The organism is Phocaeicola sp. ICN-14070 (assembly GCF_037892625.1).
Classification (GTDB): Bacteria; Bacteroidota; Bacteroidia; order Bacteroidales; family Bacteroidaceae; genus Phocaeicola; species Phocaeicola plebeius.
Genome location: NZ_JBBKBF010000006.1, coordinates 85662 through 101764, shown reverse-complemented (window position 1 = coordinate 101764; position 16103 = coordinate 85662). Strand labels below are relative to the sequence as shown.

The following is a 16103-nucleotide window of genomic DNA, read 5'->3' as shown; positions in this document are numbered from 1 at the left end:
AGGTATCATTCCTTTTTGTCAGTAGTTGCTTGCGGGCTTGGAGCCTGAGGGAAAGATTCACCTTTTTCCAGAATTTCTACGGCTTTCAGTACGGTCTTGTCCGATTCATTCAGGTATTCCACGTATGCTTCCATACCCAGCATGTTATAGATAATGTTTCCGTACAAACTCATTTCGAACAAGCGGCGTGACTTCATCATCAGGTTGTTACGGCGCTTCAAGCCTTTTTTCTCCGCCCATGCGGCAAACTTATTCAGCAGGTTTTGTCCTTTCAGGTAAGCTTCCATCTTTTCCGGAGTATCATATTTCTGCAAGGTGCTGCGGTTCTGGTCGGTATAGTCGAATGTGTAGCGGATAATCAGTCCACGGTTAGCAGCCATGCGGAAGTACGAGGTCATGCCGGTTGTGTCCTGTGGTACGAAAATGTCGGGCATTATACCTCCTCCTCCGTATACCGGACGGCCCAGGCGGGTGTGATATACTTCAGTTTCATCCTGCTTGATGCTGTCGGCAGAGAAGAATTCGCCGTGTTCATAACGAGTGAGCAAATCGAGTTCGTATTCCGATTCCTTACCTTTTTCGTAAGGTTTCTGTATGCAGCGTCCGGATGGGGTGTAGTAGCGTGCGATGGTCAGACGGATGGCAGAGCCGTCGCTGAATTCAATGGGCTGCTGTACCAAACCTTTTCCGAAAGAACGGCGTCCTACGATGGTACCGCGGTCATTGTCCTGGATGGCTCCGGCAAAGATTTCGCTGGCAGAAGCCGAACCTTCGTCCACCAGTACCACAAGCGGCATCTTCTGGTTGCTTCCTGTTCCGTTGGAGTTGTAGTCTTCGCGCGGCGACTTGCGTCCCTGGGTGTAGACAATCAGACGGTTGTTTGGCAAGAACTCGTTGACCATCTGGATGGCAGCAGCCATGTAACCTCCCGTATTTCCACGCAGGTCGACAATCAGGCCTTCACAGTTCTTCTGATTCAGTTTGGCCAGTGCGATAAGCAGTTCCGGATAAGTGGTTTCACCAAACTTGTTGACTTTTATGTAGCCTACCTTTTCATTAATCATATAGGCGGCATCGATACTCTTCACTGGAATGTTTCCACGGATAACAGTGAAATGAAGCAAGTCCTTTTCGCCCGGACGGTAAACACCCAGTTTCACCTTGCTGCCTTTTTCACCTTTCAGACGTTTCATGGCTTCACTGTTTGTCACAATCTTACCGACAAAAGCAGAATCATCTACTTCCACAATACGGTCGCCTGCCATCAAACCCACTTTTTCCGAGGGACCGCCCTGAATGACGCTGTTTACATGAATGGTATCGTTCTGAATGGTAAACTGGATACCGATACCGCTGAAACTACCTTTCAAATCGGCGTTTACAGCTTCCAGGTCCTTGGCCGGAATATAAGAAGAATGCGGGTCGAGTTCCGAAAGAATCTGCGGCATGGCTTCTTCCACCAGTTCGCCCATGTTTACCGTATCTACATATTGGTCGTTGATGATGCGCAACAACGCATTCAGCTTGTTGGATGAAGTGTTGATGATGCCCAGCTTGTTTCCTGAGAAATGGTTGGCATAGAATGTGCCGATGGCGATGCCCGCAATCAGGCAGATGGCCAACAGGAACGGGATAAAGCGTGTGTTATTGTTTTTCATGTTATTTATTCATTGGGGTTAAGATATACAACTTCAATATTGGCTCTTTTCAGCAAGTCCAACCCGTCTTCCAAACGGTATTTTTCTGCATATACCACTCGTTTGATGCCGGCCTGAATAATCAGTTTGGCACATTCGATACAAGGGGAGGCGGTGACATACATGGTAGCTCCTTCGCTGCTGTTACTGGAGCGGGCTATCTTGGTGATGGCATTGGCTTCAGCATGAAGCACATAGGGGCGGGTTACTCCGTTCTCATCTTCGCACACATTCTCAAAGCCGGCAGGAGTACCGTTGTAGCCATCTGAAATAATCATTTTGTCTTTGACAATCAATGCGCCTACCTGCCGCCGTTGGCAATAGGAGTTCTCTGCCCAGATTAAGGCCATGCGCATGTAGCGTTTGTCCAGTATTTCTTGCTTATGTTCCGTTGGTTTCATAGTGGTATGCTTAATCGTTGAATCCTTTGGGATAGAATTGAATATAATGATTCTTGTCGAGGTTGAACAGCTTGATGGTTCTGGAACTTCCCCGATAGAATTTGGCATTGCTTATTTCGTCATAAAACGTTTTGTCCAGTCCGCTGCGATTACCGCTGGGCTTTAACTGGATAGAAAAGCTCTGGTCTTCTCCGTTGGCACTCCATGTACCGGTAAAACTGAAATTACTTCCGTTGCCTTCCACGGTACCGTCTTCCTTGAAAATGATGTTGTAGCTGTCCTGGCTGTCGTTGATTTTAGCTACTTCATCACGTGTCAGTGTGGAATTGAATTTGTTGTCATCCTTCCAGTCACTGGTACTATAGGAGTTGCTCCAGTGCCACGTCTGTCCGCTGGAGAAAATTTCGTTAACATCGTCTTTCTGGTTACATCCGGCTAGTAACAGGAGTAACGTAAAGAACCAGTAGAGTCTGAATGTCTTCATTTGTATCCTTATTTTATACCATTTCTTTTTAATAGTGCTTCAATGGTCGGCTCCTGACCACGGAAACGTTTGTATAATGTCATCGGGTGCTCAGTACCTCCTTTTGACAGTACATTCTCACGGAATGAACGGGCAGTTTCCTGATTGAAGATGCCTGTCTCCTTGAATACGGAGAAAGCATCGGCATCCAGCACCTCAGCCCATTTGTAGCTGTAATATCCGGCAGAATATCCTCCCGACATGATGTGACCAAACTGTACGCTCATGCAGGTATCTTCCGGTTGCGGAAGCAGTTGCGTACGCTGCCATGCCTCTTTTTCGTAGGCTTTTACATCGCCTTCGAACTTGCTTTGGCGAGTGTACCAGGCCATATCAAGGAATCCGAAGCTGAGCTGGCGCAGGCAGGCGTATGCCACGTTGAAATTGGAAGCATCAACGATGCGCTGAATCAGTTCTTGCGGAATGGGTTCGCCTGTCTGGTAATGACATGCGAATGTATTCAAAAATTCTTTTTCTATGGCAAAGTTTTCCATGATTTGTGAAGGAAGTTCCACAAAATCCCAGTACACGTTGGTTCCGCTCATGCTTTGGAAACGGGTATTGGCAAACATGCCGTGCAATGCGTGCCCGAATTCGTGCAGGAAGGTATTTACCTCCGAGAATGTCAGCAGGGCAGGTTTGTCCTTGGTCGGTTTGGTAAAATTCATGGTGACAGACACATGCGGACGGCTGTTACATCCGTTGTCGTCTATCCATTGTTCCTTATAGCTGGTCATCCAGGCACCCGAACGCTTGCCCTCGCGGGGATGGAAGTCTGTGTAGAGTACAGCCAGGAAACTTCCGTCGCGGTCGAACACTTCATACGCCTGTACGTCCGGATGATATACCGGAATTTCCTTGTTTTCCTTGAAAGTGATGCCATACAAGCGGGTAGCCAGTCCGAATACACCGGCTTTTACACGGCTCAGTTCGAAGTAAGGGCGGAGCGCTTCTTCATCCAGGCTGAATTTCCGGTTTTTCAGCTTTTCCGCATAGTAAGAGAAATCCCACGGCATCAGTTCGAAGTCTTCACCTTCCAGTTCGCGGGCCAGGGCACGGATTTCTTCTACTTCCTGACGAGCAGTCGGTGTATAAGCTTCCAGCAGGTCGTTCAACAGCTTGTATACATTTTCGCTGTTTTCGGCCATGCGTTTTTTCAGTACATATTCAGCGTAATTCTTGAAGCCCAACAGTTGAGCCAGTTCCATGCGGAGGTTGACCAGCTGTTCCACAATCTTCAGGTTGTTGAATTCATTGTCGTGACAACATTGGGTGTTATAAGCCATGTAGAGCGTCTTTCTCAGTTCCCTCTTGTCACTGTATTTCATGAAAGGCACGTAGCTTGGGGCCTGCAGAGTGATTACCCAGCAACCTTCTTTCCCTTTTTCGTGTGCCGTATGTGCGGCTGCTTCTATGGCATTTTCTGGAAGTCCGGCCAGTTCGTCCTCGGTGTGCAGCACCAGTTCGTAGCCATTGGTTTCTTTCAGGTGATTCTGCGAGAATTTCAATGTCAGGCTGCTCAGTTCCATGCTCAGCTTTCGGAAAGTAGCCTTGTCTTCTTCAGACAGATTGGCTCCGTTGCGAACAAAACCGTCGTATGACTTTTCCAGCAAACGACGTTCTTCTGGAGTCAGCTGCAAGGATTCTTTTTTATCGTATACCGCTTTTACGCGGGCAAAGAGCTGTTCGTTGAGGCTGATGTTATTGGCATGTTCAGACAGTGCCGGAGTCAGCTTTTCTGCTATTTCTTCCAGCGCGTCGCAGGTTTCCGCACTCAGCAGGTTGAAGAGTATGGTAGTGACCCGGTCGAGGGTTTTCCCGGCATGCTCCAGAGCTAAAATGGTGTTCTGGAAAGTCGGTTCTTCCGGATTGCTGGTGATTTGTTGAATTTCTTCGTCTTCCAGTCGCATGCCTTCCCGAACGGCCGGTTCGTAGTCTTCAATCCGTATCTGCTGGAAAGGAGTAGTATCGTGGAGTGTATGATAGGGTTGTAAAAATGGATTGTTCATATTGCTTCAAAAAAATAAAGGTTGTAATTACGCTTAGTCTTTCTTATCTAACAGCAGTACTACCTCCCTTAGTTCGGGAATGCTGAAGGTACGCCGTCCTAACTGAATCAGTCCCCGGTTTTGAAGGTCGTTCAATACGTTCGATACGTTGATGCGGGTATCGTCAATCAGGCGTGCCAAATCTTCCATTCGGATAGACAGTTTTTTCGCTCCGTATGGAGTCATGCAGCGCAGCAGAAGAAAGTTGATAATCTTGTCGCGCGTTTTTCCGATATGCGAATTCCACAATTTGTTGTAAATTACCTGACTCCGGTTGCTCAACATGTTCATGTAGTTCAGGTTGAACACCTCATACCGGCATAGCTCATTGAGAATGTATGATTTGTCAATGTTCAGTGTGTTGACCTCCGTAACCGCCGTGTAAGAAGCTGTGAAGTAAGGACGCATGCCAAACAAAGAATAAGGCTCGATTACATTCGGACTTTTAAAAGTTTCCCAAATTGTATATTGATGGGCTCTGTCCTTGGACTCTATTTGTACTTCTCCATCCAGCACAAAAATGAGTTGGTTGCATGGAGTATCCTGTCTAACCAGGCAGCTTCCAGGTTCATATTTGTTGAAGTGAATTTTTACTTTTTCCAGAATGTCAGTGAAGTCAAATTTCGACATACCCTGAAATAGAGGTAGCTGTAAAAGCTTATCGTACATTGTCAATTCCATTTCTCGTTAACTTTATTAAGTTATCTTTTAACATACAAAGTTAAGTATATTTCCCTACTGAAAGTATCGTCCATTTATGCCTTTTATCTTTTTTATTCTTTCTTACAGTCTGATAATGTTTGTTCTTCCCTTGCAAGTGTGTAGAAAAATCATAACTTTGCAGTAATAATTTTGGATATAGCTATGAGTGGATTAGATTTTCAGCAGTTTCTGAGTGCCTTTATCGTTCTTTTTGCCGTGATTGACATTATTGGTTCCATTCCTATTATTCTGGATTTGAAACAGAAAGGGCGGTCCGTGAATGCCCTTAAAGCCACTCTCATTGCTTTTACACTTCTTCTAGGATTTTTTTATGCGGGCGACATGATGTTGCGTTTGTTTCAGGTAGACATCGCTTCGTTTGCGGTAGCCGGTGCGTTTGTCATCTTCCTGATGTCGTTGGAAATGATTCTGGATATTGAAATTTTCAAGAATACAGGTCCGATTAAGGAGGCCACGCTGGTACCTTTGGTCTTCCCTTTGTTGGCTGGTGCCGGTGCGTTTACCACTTTGCTTTCACTGCGGGCGGAATATGCACCCATCAACATCGTGCTGGCATTGATTCTTAATATGGTATGGGTATTTATTGTCATGAAATTGACCGATCGTATTGAACGTCTGCTGGGGAAGGGTGGTATTTACGTAATCCGTAAGTTTTTCGGTATCATTTTGCTGGCCATTTCAGCCCGTTTGTTTACGGCAAACATCACTTCGCTTATCGAGCAGTTCCAGGCTATGAAATGAGATATACCCTGAAAAGGGTATTGGGCATGTGGAATGCCGGTGGTATATTTGCCGTTAAAAAAGAAAGATATGAATGTAGCAGCGTTGATTTCGGGAGGAGTGGACAGTGCAGTAGCCGTGCATCTGTTGTGTGAACAAGGACATAAGCCTGATTTGTTTTATATAAAAATCGGTATGGATACAGACGATGGGTTGACTTGTACGGCGGAGGAGGATATTGAACTGGCTTCTGCCACTGCACGTAAATATGGCCTTTCTTTCCATATTGTCGATTTACAGCAGGCTTATTGGGACAATGTGGTGGCATATACGGTAGACAGGGTACGCTGTGGGCTGACTCCCAATCCGGACGTGATGTGCAACAAACTGATAAAATTCGGCTGTTTTGACCGTGAAGCCGGGCAGGGTTACGATAAGATTGCTACGGGGCATTATGCTTCTACGCTGGATATAGACGGATATACATGGTTGGCTACGGCCAAAGACCCGGTAAAAGACCAGACCGATTTCCTGGCTCAGATTGACTACTTGCAGGTGTCTCGCCTGATGTTTCCTTTGGGCGGTTTTCTCAAGGAAGAAGTGCGGGATATGGCAGTGAAAGCATCTTTGCCAAGTGCACGGCGGAAAGACAGCCAGGGTATTTGCTTTTTGGGTAAGATAAACTACAATGACTTTATCCGTCGTTTTTTGGGAGAACGTCCGGGGCCAGTCGTGGAACTGGAAACCGGAAAGGTTATCGGACAGCACCGCGGATACTGGTTTCATACCATAGGCCAGCGTAAAGGGCTAGGACTGGGCGGTGGTCCGTGGTTTGTGGTAGACAAGAATGTGGAAGAAAACATTATCTATGTGTCGCATGGGTATGATACAGAAAAACAGTTTGGGCATTCCTTCTGTGTAAAGGATTTTCATTTTATCACTCTGAATCCATGGAAAGAACAGGAAACTGAAATTTGTTTCAAAATACGTCACACGGACACCTTTCAGACTGGGAAAGTGCGCTTTGCCGAAGACGGAACGTTGCATGTTTCCAGCGAGGAACCGATACAGGGCATAGCGCCCGGACAATTCGGGGTGATTTATGACAAGGATGCTCGTTTGTGCATAGGTAGTGGTGAGATTCGAGCAAAGATTTATTAAAAGCAGAAAGAGTAACTATGCGAATTTCTTTTCAACTGAATGCGGCATCTCCTTTGCAAATAAAGGACTTTTTTCGCAAGCTGGAGGTTCCTGTGGAACTGACCGTGCAGGGTACTTACCGTGGGGAAACTCATTATTATTTTCATCGTCCGGAGCATTCCACCACTTCGTTTGTCATTTCCGATGATATGCATGGCAAAATAGTGATAGGCATGGACGGGTTGTCTTCATACGACGACTATAAATTTTTTCCTTACCTGATTGATACCTTGGGATTGCATCTGAACGGACACACTCCGAAACTGATGTCGCGGGAGGATGGAAAGACTTACAGTGTATATGAAAGGCTGGGAGCGCAATGGATAGAAGACTGTATCGGAGAGGAAATTGCCTCGCTGAAAGTGATACTTTCTGTCATTCCCCGTTGTTACCTGGAACTATCTAAAGACGGAATTCGTTATGTGTCTTTGGAACAGTTGAAGAAATATGGGGTGAATCTTCATTCTTCTACCTCACGCATTTATGGTTACATACAGTATCTGCTTCGGAAAGGCTGGCTGTTAGAAGCGACTAAGGAAGAGTTTCTGGCCGATCGCATGGCCTATGCGATGGATGTGGAGGTCGACGTGCCACAGCATGTTTCCATCGGGCGGGTTAAGTCATGGCAGACTGACGGTACAGAGACATGGGAAAGCTTTTCGCGGGAAGACGTGGACATGTTGCTGGAGTTAGGGAAGGAATATCGTGAAGGAACGCCTGTAGACGGAGTGGTATTGAATGACATCGGTACTTTGTATCAGGAAGGGGTAGGGGTGTTTCCCGATGGCTATCAGGCGGAATTCTGGTTTAAGGAGGCCGTTCGCCAAGGTGATTTGACCTATGCTTCGGCCAACTTGGGTGATTTGTATCGGAAAGGATGCGGGACGTTGCCCGTGTCACTTCCGCAAGCTTTTGAGGCGTACCGCCATTCGTCAGATCCCTATGCTTTCTATCGTATCGGACAAGGGTATGAAGAAGGATGGACTGGTGCTCCTGATTTGCATCTGGCCATGTTCTGGTATAAAAAAGCCGCTCAAGCAGGTCATCATCTGGCTCTCAAGCGGCTGTCTCGTGAGTGATTTCAGTCTTATAAAAAACTCTTTTACGTTGGTTTAAAATGCACTTGTGTTTTAACTGAAACGTAAAAGCGTTTTATATCAAATGCACTTACGTTTGAATTTAAACGTCCTTGCGTTTTAGGGAAAGCACAAGGACGGTTTAGGAATTTTCTTTCTCAGGAAAGTTGCAGAAACGCCGCAATTTCTTCCGGACTTTCAACCAAAAGGTCAGGCTGAAATGCCTCTAATTCGCTTTTCGGGCGGAATCCCCAGCATACACCTATGGTGGTAACTCCTGCATTGAGTCCGGTCTGCATGTCTACTCCGGAATCACCGATGTAGACCACTTCTTCTTTCTGTACGCCACTTATTTCCATAATCTCGTGAATGACTTGTGGGTCGGGTTTGGTCGGTACATTTTCCCGCTGTCCGAACACTGCCGTGAAATGAATGGAAGGGAAATATTGCCGGATAAGCTTTTCGGTAGCTTCCTGATACTTGTTGGAGGCTACGGCTACTTGAATATGTTGCTCTTGAAGTTGTGTAAGCAGCTTCTCGATGCCGGGATAAGGGCGGCTTAAATCCGCATTGTGTAGGTTGTAATAAGGCACAAACTTAGAGCGTATGCGCAGCACGTTCTCCGGTGTTCTTTCCGATTCAGGAAGAGCTCTCTCAAAAAGTTTGTTGATGCCGTTTCCCACGAAAAAACGATAAGCGTCCGTGTCATGTGTGGGATAGCCAAACTGAGTCAGCGCGTAATTGGTAGCTGCTGCCAGGTCGGCAATGGTGTTTAGTAAAGTTCCGTCCAGGTCAAAAATGACAATCTTTTTCATATTGCGTTAGTCTTTGGTGTAAATAGATTCTACTCCTGTTTCCTGACATTCCGCTCCCATAGGAGGATTCTGCTTGAACAGGGCAATCTTGATTTCTGTGATTTGCGGGAAATCGTGAAACAATCGTCCGGCAATACGCTGGATGACATGCTCCAACAGCCGGGAAGGGATTTTCATTTCTTCTTTCACGGCCTTGAACACTTCGGCATAATTGATGGTATAGTTCAGGTCGTCAGTTTGTGAGGCCTGACTGAAGTCGGTTTTCAACCGCAGATTGAGAGTGTATTCGGCACCTACTTTGTTTTCCTGTGGCAGTACCCCGTGGAAGGCGAAAATCTTCAGTCCCTTCAAATGAATATACATGTCGCTTTGTTTCATCTTCTTTCATGAATAAGAGAGGCATGAATCGTATGATTGCTGAAACTCAGAAACCTGTACGATTCATGCCTGTGCATTTATAAAATATGTATTTTATCGGCGATTATCCGCAACGTGAAGAACCGCATGTCTTACAAATCAGACAGCCTTCCTGATATACCAGTGTTTCATGTCCGCAGTTCGGGCATTTCACGCCTTTGGCCTCAGTGCCGTCCTGAACGTATTTCTTCAGTGCTCTTTCCACACCGTTTTTCCAGGTGTTGATGTTTTCACTGTCGAGTTGCAGAGAACCTACCAGTTTGATAACCTGCTCGATAGGCATTCTCCAGCGGAGTACTCCTGAAATCAGTTTGGCGTAGTTCCAGTATTCCTTGTTGAATTTTTCAGAAAGTCCTTCAATGGTCATCTTGTAGCCACGCTTGTTTTCGAACTGGAAGTCATAATGTTTGGTTCCATCTTCATCGTAGCTCTTGATGATACGTCCGCTAGTTACAGATTTCGGTAATACGATACCTTCTTCATCATCTTGCAGACCGGTAAAGATTTCATACGGTCTTCCGTCGAGCAGGCCTACGAATGCCACCCATTTTTCCTTGTTGTTCTGGAATCGTACCACATCAGCTTCCAGCACTTTCGGACGTACCTCTACCACCTGAGGAGGTTTGCAGCGGCATTCTTCCTCTTCCTTCTTGTCTTTTTTCTTGGTAGAGATAAGCACTCCGGCACGCGAACCGTCACGGTATACCGTACATCCTTTGCAGCCAGAACGCCATGCTTCTACATACAACTGGTTGACGAGGTCTTCGCTTACATTGTTAGGCAAGTTGATGGTCACACTGATAGAGTGGTCTACCCATTTCTGGATACGTCCCTGCATCTTTACTTTCATCAGCCAGTCTACATCGTTTGACGTAGCTTTATAGTAAGGCGATTTTTCTACCAGTTCATCAATTTCCTCCTGTGTATAGCGTTTGTCTGGATCATAGCCGTTGATTTTCATCCAAGTGAGGAATTTGTGGTGGAATACCACGTATTCTTCGAATGCGTCTCCTGTTTCGTCCACGAAATCTACGTGCACATTCGCATCGTTCGGATTTACTTTACGGCGGCGTTTGTACACTGGCATAAATACCGGTTCAATACCAGAAGTAGTCTGTGTCATCAAGCTGGTAGTTCCTGTCGGAGCAATGGTCAAGCAGGCAATGTTTCTTCTACCATACTTTCTCATTTCTTCGTACAGTTCCGGATCCGCATCCTTCAGACGGTTGATAAACGGATTGTTCTTTTCGCGTTCCGCATCGTAGATTTCGAAAGCTCCACGTTCCTTAGCCATGTTTACTGACGAACGGTAAGCTTCCAGTGCAATTGTCTTATGTACCTTTTCTGAGAATTCAGTTGCTTCTTCCGTACCATAGCGCAATCCCATGGCAGCCAGCATATCGCCTTCCGCAGTGATACCTACACCAGTACGGCGTCCCAGTCCGGATTTATGATAAATCTTTTCCCACAAGTGACGTTCGCTTCCCTTCACTTCCATGCTTTCAGGGTCAGAATCTATCTTTTCAAGAATGCATTCAATCTTTTCCAGTTCTAGGTCGATGATGTCATCCATGATACGCTGGGCCAGTGCTACGTGTTTCTTGAACAACTCAAAGTCAAAATAAACTTCTGGAGTAAACGGATTTACTACGTAGGAGTACAAGTTGATAGCCAGCAAGCGGCATGAGTCGTACGGACACAATGGAATTTCTCCACAAGGGTTGGTCGATACTGTACGGAATCCCAGGTCGGCATAACAGTCGGGCACGGATTCGCGGATAATCGTATCCCAGAACAATACACCCGGTTCAGCCGATTTCCATGCGTTGTGTATGATTTTCTTCCATAAAGCTGAAGCATCAATTTCTTTTGACACCATCGGGTTAGGAGAATCTATCGGATATTGCTGGGTGTAAGGCTTCCCTTCTACAGCAGCCTGCATGAATTCATCATCCAGCTTTACAGACACGTTGGCACCCGTAACCTTTCCTTCCGTCATCTTGGCATCAATGAAAGATTCAGAGTCCGGATGCTTGATAGATACACTCAGCATCAGGGCACCGCGACGTCCGTCCTGAGCCACTTCACGGGTAGAGTTGGAATAACGTTCCATGAAAGGAACAAGGCCGGTTGAAGTCAGGGCCGAGTTCTTAACCGGAGAACTTTTCGGGCGGATGTGTGACAAGTCATGTCCTACGCCACCACGTCGCTTCATCAGTTGTACCTGTTCTTCATCGATGCGGATAATGGCTCCGTATGAGTCGGCGCTTCCGTCAAGTCCGATTACAAAGCAGTTAGAGAGTGAAGCAATCTGGTAATCGTTCCCAATTCCCGTCATCGGGCTCCCCTGAGGAACGATGTACTTGAAATGGTCAAGTAAGTCAAAAAGTTCTTGAGCACTGATTGCATTAGGATATTTAGCCTCTATACGGGCTACTTCATTGGCAATTCGCCAGTGCATATCCTCTGGAGATTTCTCATAGATGTTTCCAAACGAGTCTTTCACTGCGTATTTGTTTACCCAAACACGTGCGGCTAATTCATCTCCTTTGAAATACTCCAACGAAGCGTTGTAGGCTTCATCGTAGCTGTACGTTTTCTTTTCCACGGTTATTATATGAATAAGTTTGTTGTCAATAAAAATTGTAAAGGTGTAGAATTCGCTTTTATTGCTAACAAACGTCTGCAAAGCTAAAGATGTTTTTTAAATTGGCAAAATAAAAAAGAAAGAAGTTATTAACAATGCGGGTGGTTTTCTATTTTGTTTTTATATATGTCTGATATTTAGCCTATTATAAAATTTGTATATCTAAAAAGTTTTCCGAATTGGGAAACATTGTTGAAATATGCGTGTTTCTTGCTTAAGAAGGGAGTAGGGATATTCAATGATTCTTGTTACCTTTGTGTAGTATCACATAAAGCCTATTTATTATGGAATCAATAAAGAACAGACGTACCATTCGCAAGTATAAACAGGACGATGTGCCTGCTGCTTTGCTGAATGAATTATTGGAAGAAGCGTTTCGCGCTTCCACAATGGGAAATATGCAGTTATATAGTGTGGTAGTGACTCGTGATGCGGAAATGAAATCCCGTCTTGCACCTGCTCACTTTAACCAGCCTATGGTGACTTCGGCTCCTGTAGTGCTTACTTTTTGTGCCGACTTCAATCGTTTCAGCAAATGGTGTGAACAGCGGAAGGCTGTGCCGGGTTATGACAACTTCATTTCTTTTCTGAATGCTGCTACCGATGCATTGCTGGTTACACAAAATTTTTGTACATTGGCGGAAGAGGCCGGATTGGGTATCTGTTATCTTGGAACTACCATTTATAATCCAGGCCAGATCATTGATTTGCTGGAACTGCCCAAGTTAGTTGTTCCTGTCGCTACGATTACCGTAGGTTATCCGGATGAATGCCCGGAACAGCCTGATCGTTTGCCGGTTCAAGGCATTATTCATGAAGAAAAATACCAGGATTATACGCCCTCTATGATTGATGAAATCTATGCATACAAGGAAGGTCTACCCGAAAACAAACATTTCGTAGAAATCAATCATGCAGAGACGCTGGCTCAAATCTTTACCGATCTTCGTTATAAGAAGAGTGATAATGAGTTTATGTCCGAAGGATTGAAGAAGGTGTTGAAGCGTCAGGGGTTTGATGATTGATGTACGATGCAAAAAAGATAAGAGAAAAGGCAGCTGAAACCTCAGCTGCCTTTTCTCTTATCTTGTACGAAGACTCATTTCGATTTCTTCAATTTCTGCTTTGAATGCCTTGTCCACATCTACCTGATCTTTTACAATCTTGCAGGCGTGTAACACAGTAGCATGGTCTTTGTTTCCGATTAGCTGACCGATCTTGGAAGAAGAAGTATCTGTATGTTTTTTGGCCAGATACATTGCCACTTGTCTTACCTGTACTACTTCCCGTTTACGGGTCTTGGTATGAATGGCCGTTTCATCTATTTTGTAATGTTCGCACACCTTGGTGATGATATCGCTCACGGTCATAGGTTTGCTTTCGGCGCACTTCACAGCTTTTCTGACAATACGCTGTGCTAAATCCAGGTCAATTTCGCGTTTGAACAGAATAGACTGTGCCAATAATGAATTGACGATACCTTCCAGTTCACGCACGCTTTCATTTACACTTTCTGCAATGTAACTGATTACAGATTCCGGAATGGCCAGTCCGTCACGTTTTATCTTGTTGCGCAGGATATTCTTTCGCAGTTCAATATCCGGTTTTTCCAGTTCGGCTACCAATCCCCATTTGAAACGGGTAAGCAGTCGTTCCTCCATACCTTGAAGCATTACGGGAGCACGGTCTGAAGTAAGGATAAGCTGTTTTCCGTTCTGGTGCAAGTGGTTGAATATGTGGAAGAACGTATTTTGCGTCTTGGTTACTCCGGCAAATTCCTGAATATCATCAATAATCAGCACGTCGATTGTTTGGTAGAAGCTGATGAAATCATTAAAGTGGTTGGTACGTACCGAGTCTGTATACTGCACCTGAAAGAGGTGAGCAGATACATACAATACGCGTTTCTCCGGATATAATTCCTTGATGCGTGTTCCGATGGCGTTAATAAGGTGGGTTTTACCCACACCGGACGGGCCATAAATAAATAACGGGTTGAAAGTACGTGCCGGATTTTGAGCCACCGTTTCTGCTACCGTTCTGGAGAACTCGTTGCTGTTTCCTTTGATGAAGTTCTCGAAATTATAGTTCGGGTTCAAATGCGGATCCAAATCCTGAGGAGCCGGAGCTTGTAACGGATTCGGGGTTTTATTACCATTATATACGGGAGCCTGTTCCGGCAATGCAGACGAACGTTTGGTTCCTTCTATATTGACGGTGATATGGTTTGTCTTATCTGTCAGGATAGAATACATCAACTCCGTGCCTTCACCTATTTCTTTATAGATGGCGGCGCGCAGCAGTCCCACATATTTTTCTTCCAGATACTCATAGAAGAAAGGGCTGGGGACGCCGATTGTCAATGCCTTCTCCGTAGCTTCATATTTTAAAGGTACGATAGGCTCAAACCATGTTTTAAAAGCTGTAGCATTTACATTGTCTTTGATAAATGACAGGCAACGATTCCACAATGCAACAGCTTGGTTATGTTCAATCATACGTGCGTTGTTATTAATAAAGCGAAACTTCTACGCTTGCAAATTTCGTAATCAAATTTCAGAAAAACAAATCCCTTTTTCCTTGCTTTTTATTTTAATAAATTAAGGGGTTGATAAATAGGAGGTTACAAAGTTGTTAAATTATTGATAAAATGAATTTGACTTGTATCTTGGTAATCTCTTATTTGTCAGTTGTTTAGCTATATCCAAGTGTTAGTCTTCAAACCCCATTGCTTTGTTGCTTTCCTTTGAAAATCATAGGGTTGCACTCCTGTGAGAAAATGTATTCCTAGAACGATACTATTTAGAATATTTCTATATAGTAACCTGTTTGTAATATTTTATGCTTAAAAATGGAACTCCGTTTAAGAGGACAAAAAAGAAGGCATAAGCTGGGTATGCCTTCTTTTATCTGTTTGATTTATATGTGTTTATTTATCTTTCTTTCCAAAAAGAGAGAAGTGTACATACCGTTTCGGATGTTCCTGCAAATCTTTCAGGAGAGAAGCTGCATTGGCAGAAGTTGCATTGAGGTTCTTGTATAAAGCATCATCATTCAACAGTAATCCGATGGAGTTATCCTTACTACCCAACTTTTCAGTCAGCAGATGTACGTTTTGAAGGGTAGAGTCCACTTTCTGGAAAGTGGCTGCATAGTCAATTCCCTTCAGGTTCTCACTGATACCTTTCAGGTTCTCGGTGATGGCAGTTACGTTGCTTGTCAGTTGCGGAATATCTTTGCTCATCAGGCTATGCAACTGTGTGCTGGTGGCGTTCAATGAAGCCGTCAGTTTTTCTGCATTGCGAAGTGTCTGCTTTAATGCAGGATCAGCCAGCAGCTGGTTCAGTGAACTAAGAATAGAATCCAGTTTAGGCATCATCTGTTCCACCTTCGGTAGTAAATCTTTTTCTGCTTTTCCCAAAATGCCAGTATTGGCCGTACCTTCAATCGTATCCCCTGGATTGAGGAAGGTAGTTGATTCATACTTCAGCAGCATGTTCATTTTAACTGTTCCCAGCATCTCTGTCACTAGTTCTGCCTTACTTCCTGCAGGAATGCGCAAATCCTGATCCACTTCAATCCCAACAATCACATGTCCGGGATTCTGGTGATTGTATTGCAGGTCGCGCACAATACCTATTTTATAACCATTGGCAAACACAGGGCTCGACTGAGCCAGTCCGTTCACATCGGTAAAATCTACATAATAATAGCTTTCCGGTTTGAACATGCTGATTCCTTTCAGGTAATTGATGCCGAAAAAGAGAATCAGTAATGCGCCGATTCCAGCTAATCCGATTTTTACTTCTTTTTTCATATAGTTATCTTTTCTCTTT

14 protein-coding genes are annotated in these 16103 nt (G+C 44.8%); 4 read left to right on the top strand and 10 right to left on the bottom strand.

Going from position 1 to position 16103, the window contains the following annotated elements; genetic code table 11:
* Nucleotides 1–5 precede the first annotated feature (5 nt).
* Genes WKT20_RS03295 through WKT20_RS03275 form a run of 5 tightly spaced genes read right to left on the bottom strand, consistent with a single transcriptional unit; the run spans nucleotide 6 to nucleotide 5350 of the window.
* On the bottom strand, nucleotides 6–1658 hold the full coding sequence (locus tag WKT20_RS03295; protein ID WP_340416828.1) for a S41 family peptidase: 1653 nt from the start codon (nucleotides 1656–1658) through the stop codon (nucleotides 6–8).
* A 5-nt stretch (nucleotides 1659–1663) separates the two neighbouring features.
* The gene (locus WKT20_RS03290) at nucleotides 1664–2098 is read right to left on the bottom strand and encodes a deoxycytidylate deaminase (RefSeq protein WP_117702480.1); all 435 of its coding nucleotides are present in this window, start codon (nucleotides 2096–2098) and stop codon (nucleotides 1664–1666) included.
* Between the two features lie 10 nt (nucleotides 2099–2108).
* Nucleotides 2109–2582, bottom strand: coding sequence for a DUF4847 family protein (locus WKT20_RS03285; protein WP_117702481.1), 474 nt, complete (start codon nucleotides 2580–2582; stop codon nucleotides 2109–2111).
* An 8-nt stretch (nucleotides 2583–2590) separates the two neighbouring features.
* Entirely contained in the window at nucleotides 2591–4630 is a 2040-nt protein-coding gene (locus tag WKT20_RS03280) for a M3 family metallopeptidase (RefSeq protein WP_340416827.1), read from the bottom strand.
* A gap of 33 nt (nucleotides 4631–4663) precedes the next feature.
* Nucleotides 4664–5350 (bottom strand): Crp/Fnr family transcriptional regulator, encoded by a 687-nt coding sequence (locus tag WKT20_RS03275; RefSeq protein ID WP_007561101.1) that lies wholly within the window; start codon nucleotides 5348–5350, stop codon nucleotides 4664–4666.
* 183 nt (nucleotides 5351–5533) lie between these two features.
* On the opposite strand from WKT20_RS03275, the gene WKT20_RS03270 reads away from it, so the two are divergent.
* The 3 genes from WKT20_RS03270 to WKT20_RS03260 all read left to right on the top strand — a co-directional run bounded on the left by WKT20_RS03270 (nucleotide 5534) and on the right by WKT20_RS03260 (nucleotide 8391).
* On the top strand, nucleotides 5534–6133 hold the full coding sequence (locus WKT20_RS03270; RefSeq protein ID WP_340416826.1) for a MarC family protein: 600 nt from the start codon (nucleotides 5534–5536) through the stop codon (nucleotides 6131–6133).
* 69 nt (nucleotides 6134–6202) lie between these two features.
* Nucleotides 6203–7273 carry a tRNA 2-thiouridine(34) synthase MnmA gene (mnmA, locus tag WKT20_RS03265; RefSeq protein ID WP_117702500.1) on the top strand — a complete coding sequence of 357 codons (1071 nt, stop codon included), beginning with the start codon at nucleotides 6203–6205 and terminating at the stop codon, nucleotides 7271–7273.
* A 17-nt stretch (nucleotides 7274–7290) separates the two neighbouring features.
* Entirely contained in the window at nucleotides 7291–8391 is a 1101-nt protein-coding gene (locus WKT20_RS03260; protein WP_117702483.1) for a tetratricopeptide repeat protein, read from the top strand.
* Between the two features lie 155 nt (nucleotides 8392–8546).
* Here WKT20_RS03260 and WKT20_RS03255 read toward each other — a convergent pair whose 3' ends face one another.
* From WKT20_RS03255 to WKT20_RS03245, 3 genes are all read right to left on the bottom strand, one after another.
* Nucleotides 8547–9203, bottom strand: coding sequence for an HAD family hydrolase (locus WKT20_RS03255; RefSeq protein WP_118242720.1), 657 nt, complete (start codon nucleotides 9201–9203; stop codon nucleotides 8547–8549).
* 6 nt (nucleotides 9204–9209) lie between these two features.
* Nucleotides 9210–9581, bottom strand: coding sequence for a dihydroneopterin aldolase (gene folB / locus WKT20_RS03250; RefSeq protein WP_007561113.1), 372 nt, complete (start codon nucleotides 9579–9581; stop codon nucleotides 9210–9212).
* A 103-nt stretch (nucleotides 9582–9684) separates the two neighbouring features.
* Nucleotides 9685–12228 (bottom strand): adenosylcobalamin-dependent ribonucleoside-diphosphate reductase, encoded by a 2544-nt coding sequence (locus WKT20_RS03245; RefSeq protein ID WP_118242766.1) that lies wholly within the window; start codon nucleotides 12226–12228, stop codon nucleotides 9685–9687.
* Nucleotides 12229–12551: 323 nt separating this feature from the next.
* On the opposite strand from WKT20_RS03245, the gene WKT20_RS03240 reads away from it, so the two are divergent.
* On the top strand, nucleotides 12552–13292 hold the full coding sequence (locus WKT20_RS03240; protein ID WP_117702485.1) for an NADPH-dependent oxidoreductase: 741 nt from the start codon (nucleotides 12552–12554) through the stop codon (nucleotides 13290–13292).
* Nucleotides 13293–13349: 57 nt separating this feature from the next.
* On the opposite strand, the gene dnaA is transcribed toward WKT20_RS03240, so the two are convergent.
* Together dnaA and WKT20_RS03230 are read right to left on the bottom strand one after the other, a co-directional pair.
* A complete protein-coding gene (dnaA, locus tag WKT20_RS03235) occupies nucleotides 13350–14765 on the bottom strand; it encodes a chromosomal replication initiator protein DnaA (protein ID WP_117702486.1) in 1416 nt (471 codons plus the stop codon).
* 431 nt (nucleotides 14766–15196) lie between these two features.
* Nucleotides 15197–16084: an MlaD family protein gene (locus tag WKT20_RS03230; protein WP_117702487.1), complete on the bottom strand. Its 888-nt coding sequence runs from the start codon at nucleotides 16082–16084 to the stop codon at nucleotides 15197–15199.
* Nucleotides 16085–16103: the final 19 nt, after the last annotated feature.

What these genes read in the sequence shown, in the direction of transcription:
- WKT20_RS03295 (WP_340416828.1), bottom strand. Translation starts at nt 1,658, where the DNA reads ATGAAAAACAATAACACACGCTTTATCCCGTTCCTGTTGGCCATCTGC.
- WKT20_RS03290 (WP_117702480.1), bottom strand. Translation starts at nt 2,098, where the DNA reads ATGAAACCAACGGAACATAAGCAAGAAATACTGGACAAACGCTACATG.
- WKT20_RS03285 (WP_117702481.1), bottom strand. Translation starts at nt 2,582, where the DNA reads ATGAAGACATTCAGACTCTACTGGTTCTTTACGTTACTCCTGTTACTA.
- WKT20_RS03280 (WP_340416827.1), bottom strand. Translation starts at nt 4,630, where the DNA reads ATGAACAATCCATTTTTACAACCCTATCATACACTCCACGATACTACT.
- WKT20_RS03275 (WP_007561101.1), bottom strand. Translation starts at nt 5,350, where the DNA reads ATGGAATTGACAATGTACGATAAGCTTTTACAGCTACCTCTATTTCAG.
- WKT20_RS03270 (WP_340416826.1), top strand. Translation starts at nt 5,534, where the DNA reads ATGAGTGGATTAGATTTTCAGCAGTTTCTGAGTGCCTTTATCGTTCTT.
- mnmA (WP_117702500.1), top strand. Translation starts at nt 6,203, where the DNA reads ATGAATGTAGCAGCGTTGATTTCGGGAGGAGTGGACAGTGCAGTAGCC.
- WKT20_RS03260 (WP_117702483.1), top strand. Translation starts at nt 7,291, where the DNA reads ATGCGAATTTCTTTTCAACTGAATGCGGCATCTCCTTTGCAAATAAAG.
- WKT20_RS03255 (WP_118242720.1), bottom strand. Translation starts at nt 9,203, where the DNA reads ATGAAAAAGATTGTCATTTTTGACCTGGACGGAACTTTACTAAACACC.
- folB (WP_007561113.1), bottom strand. Translation starts at nt 9,581, where the DNA reads ATGAAACAAAGCGACATGTATATTCATTTGAAGGGACTGAAGATTTTC.
- WKT20_RS03240 (WP_117702485.1), top strand. Translation starts at nt 12,552, where the DNA reads ATGGAATCAATAAAGAACAGACGTACCATTCGCAAGTATAAACAGGAC.
- dnaA (WP_117702486.1), bottom strand. Translation starts at nt 14,765, where the DNA reads ATGATTGAACATAACCAAGCTGTTGCATTGTGGAATCGTTGCCTGTCA.
- WKT20_RS03230 (WP_117702487.1), bottom strand. Translation starts at nt 16,084, where the DNA reads ATGAAAAAAGAAGTAAAAATCGGATTAGCTGGAATCGGCGCATTACTG.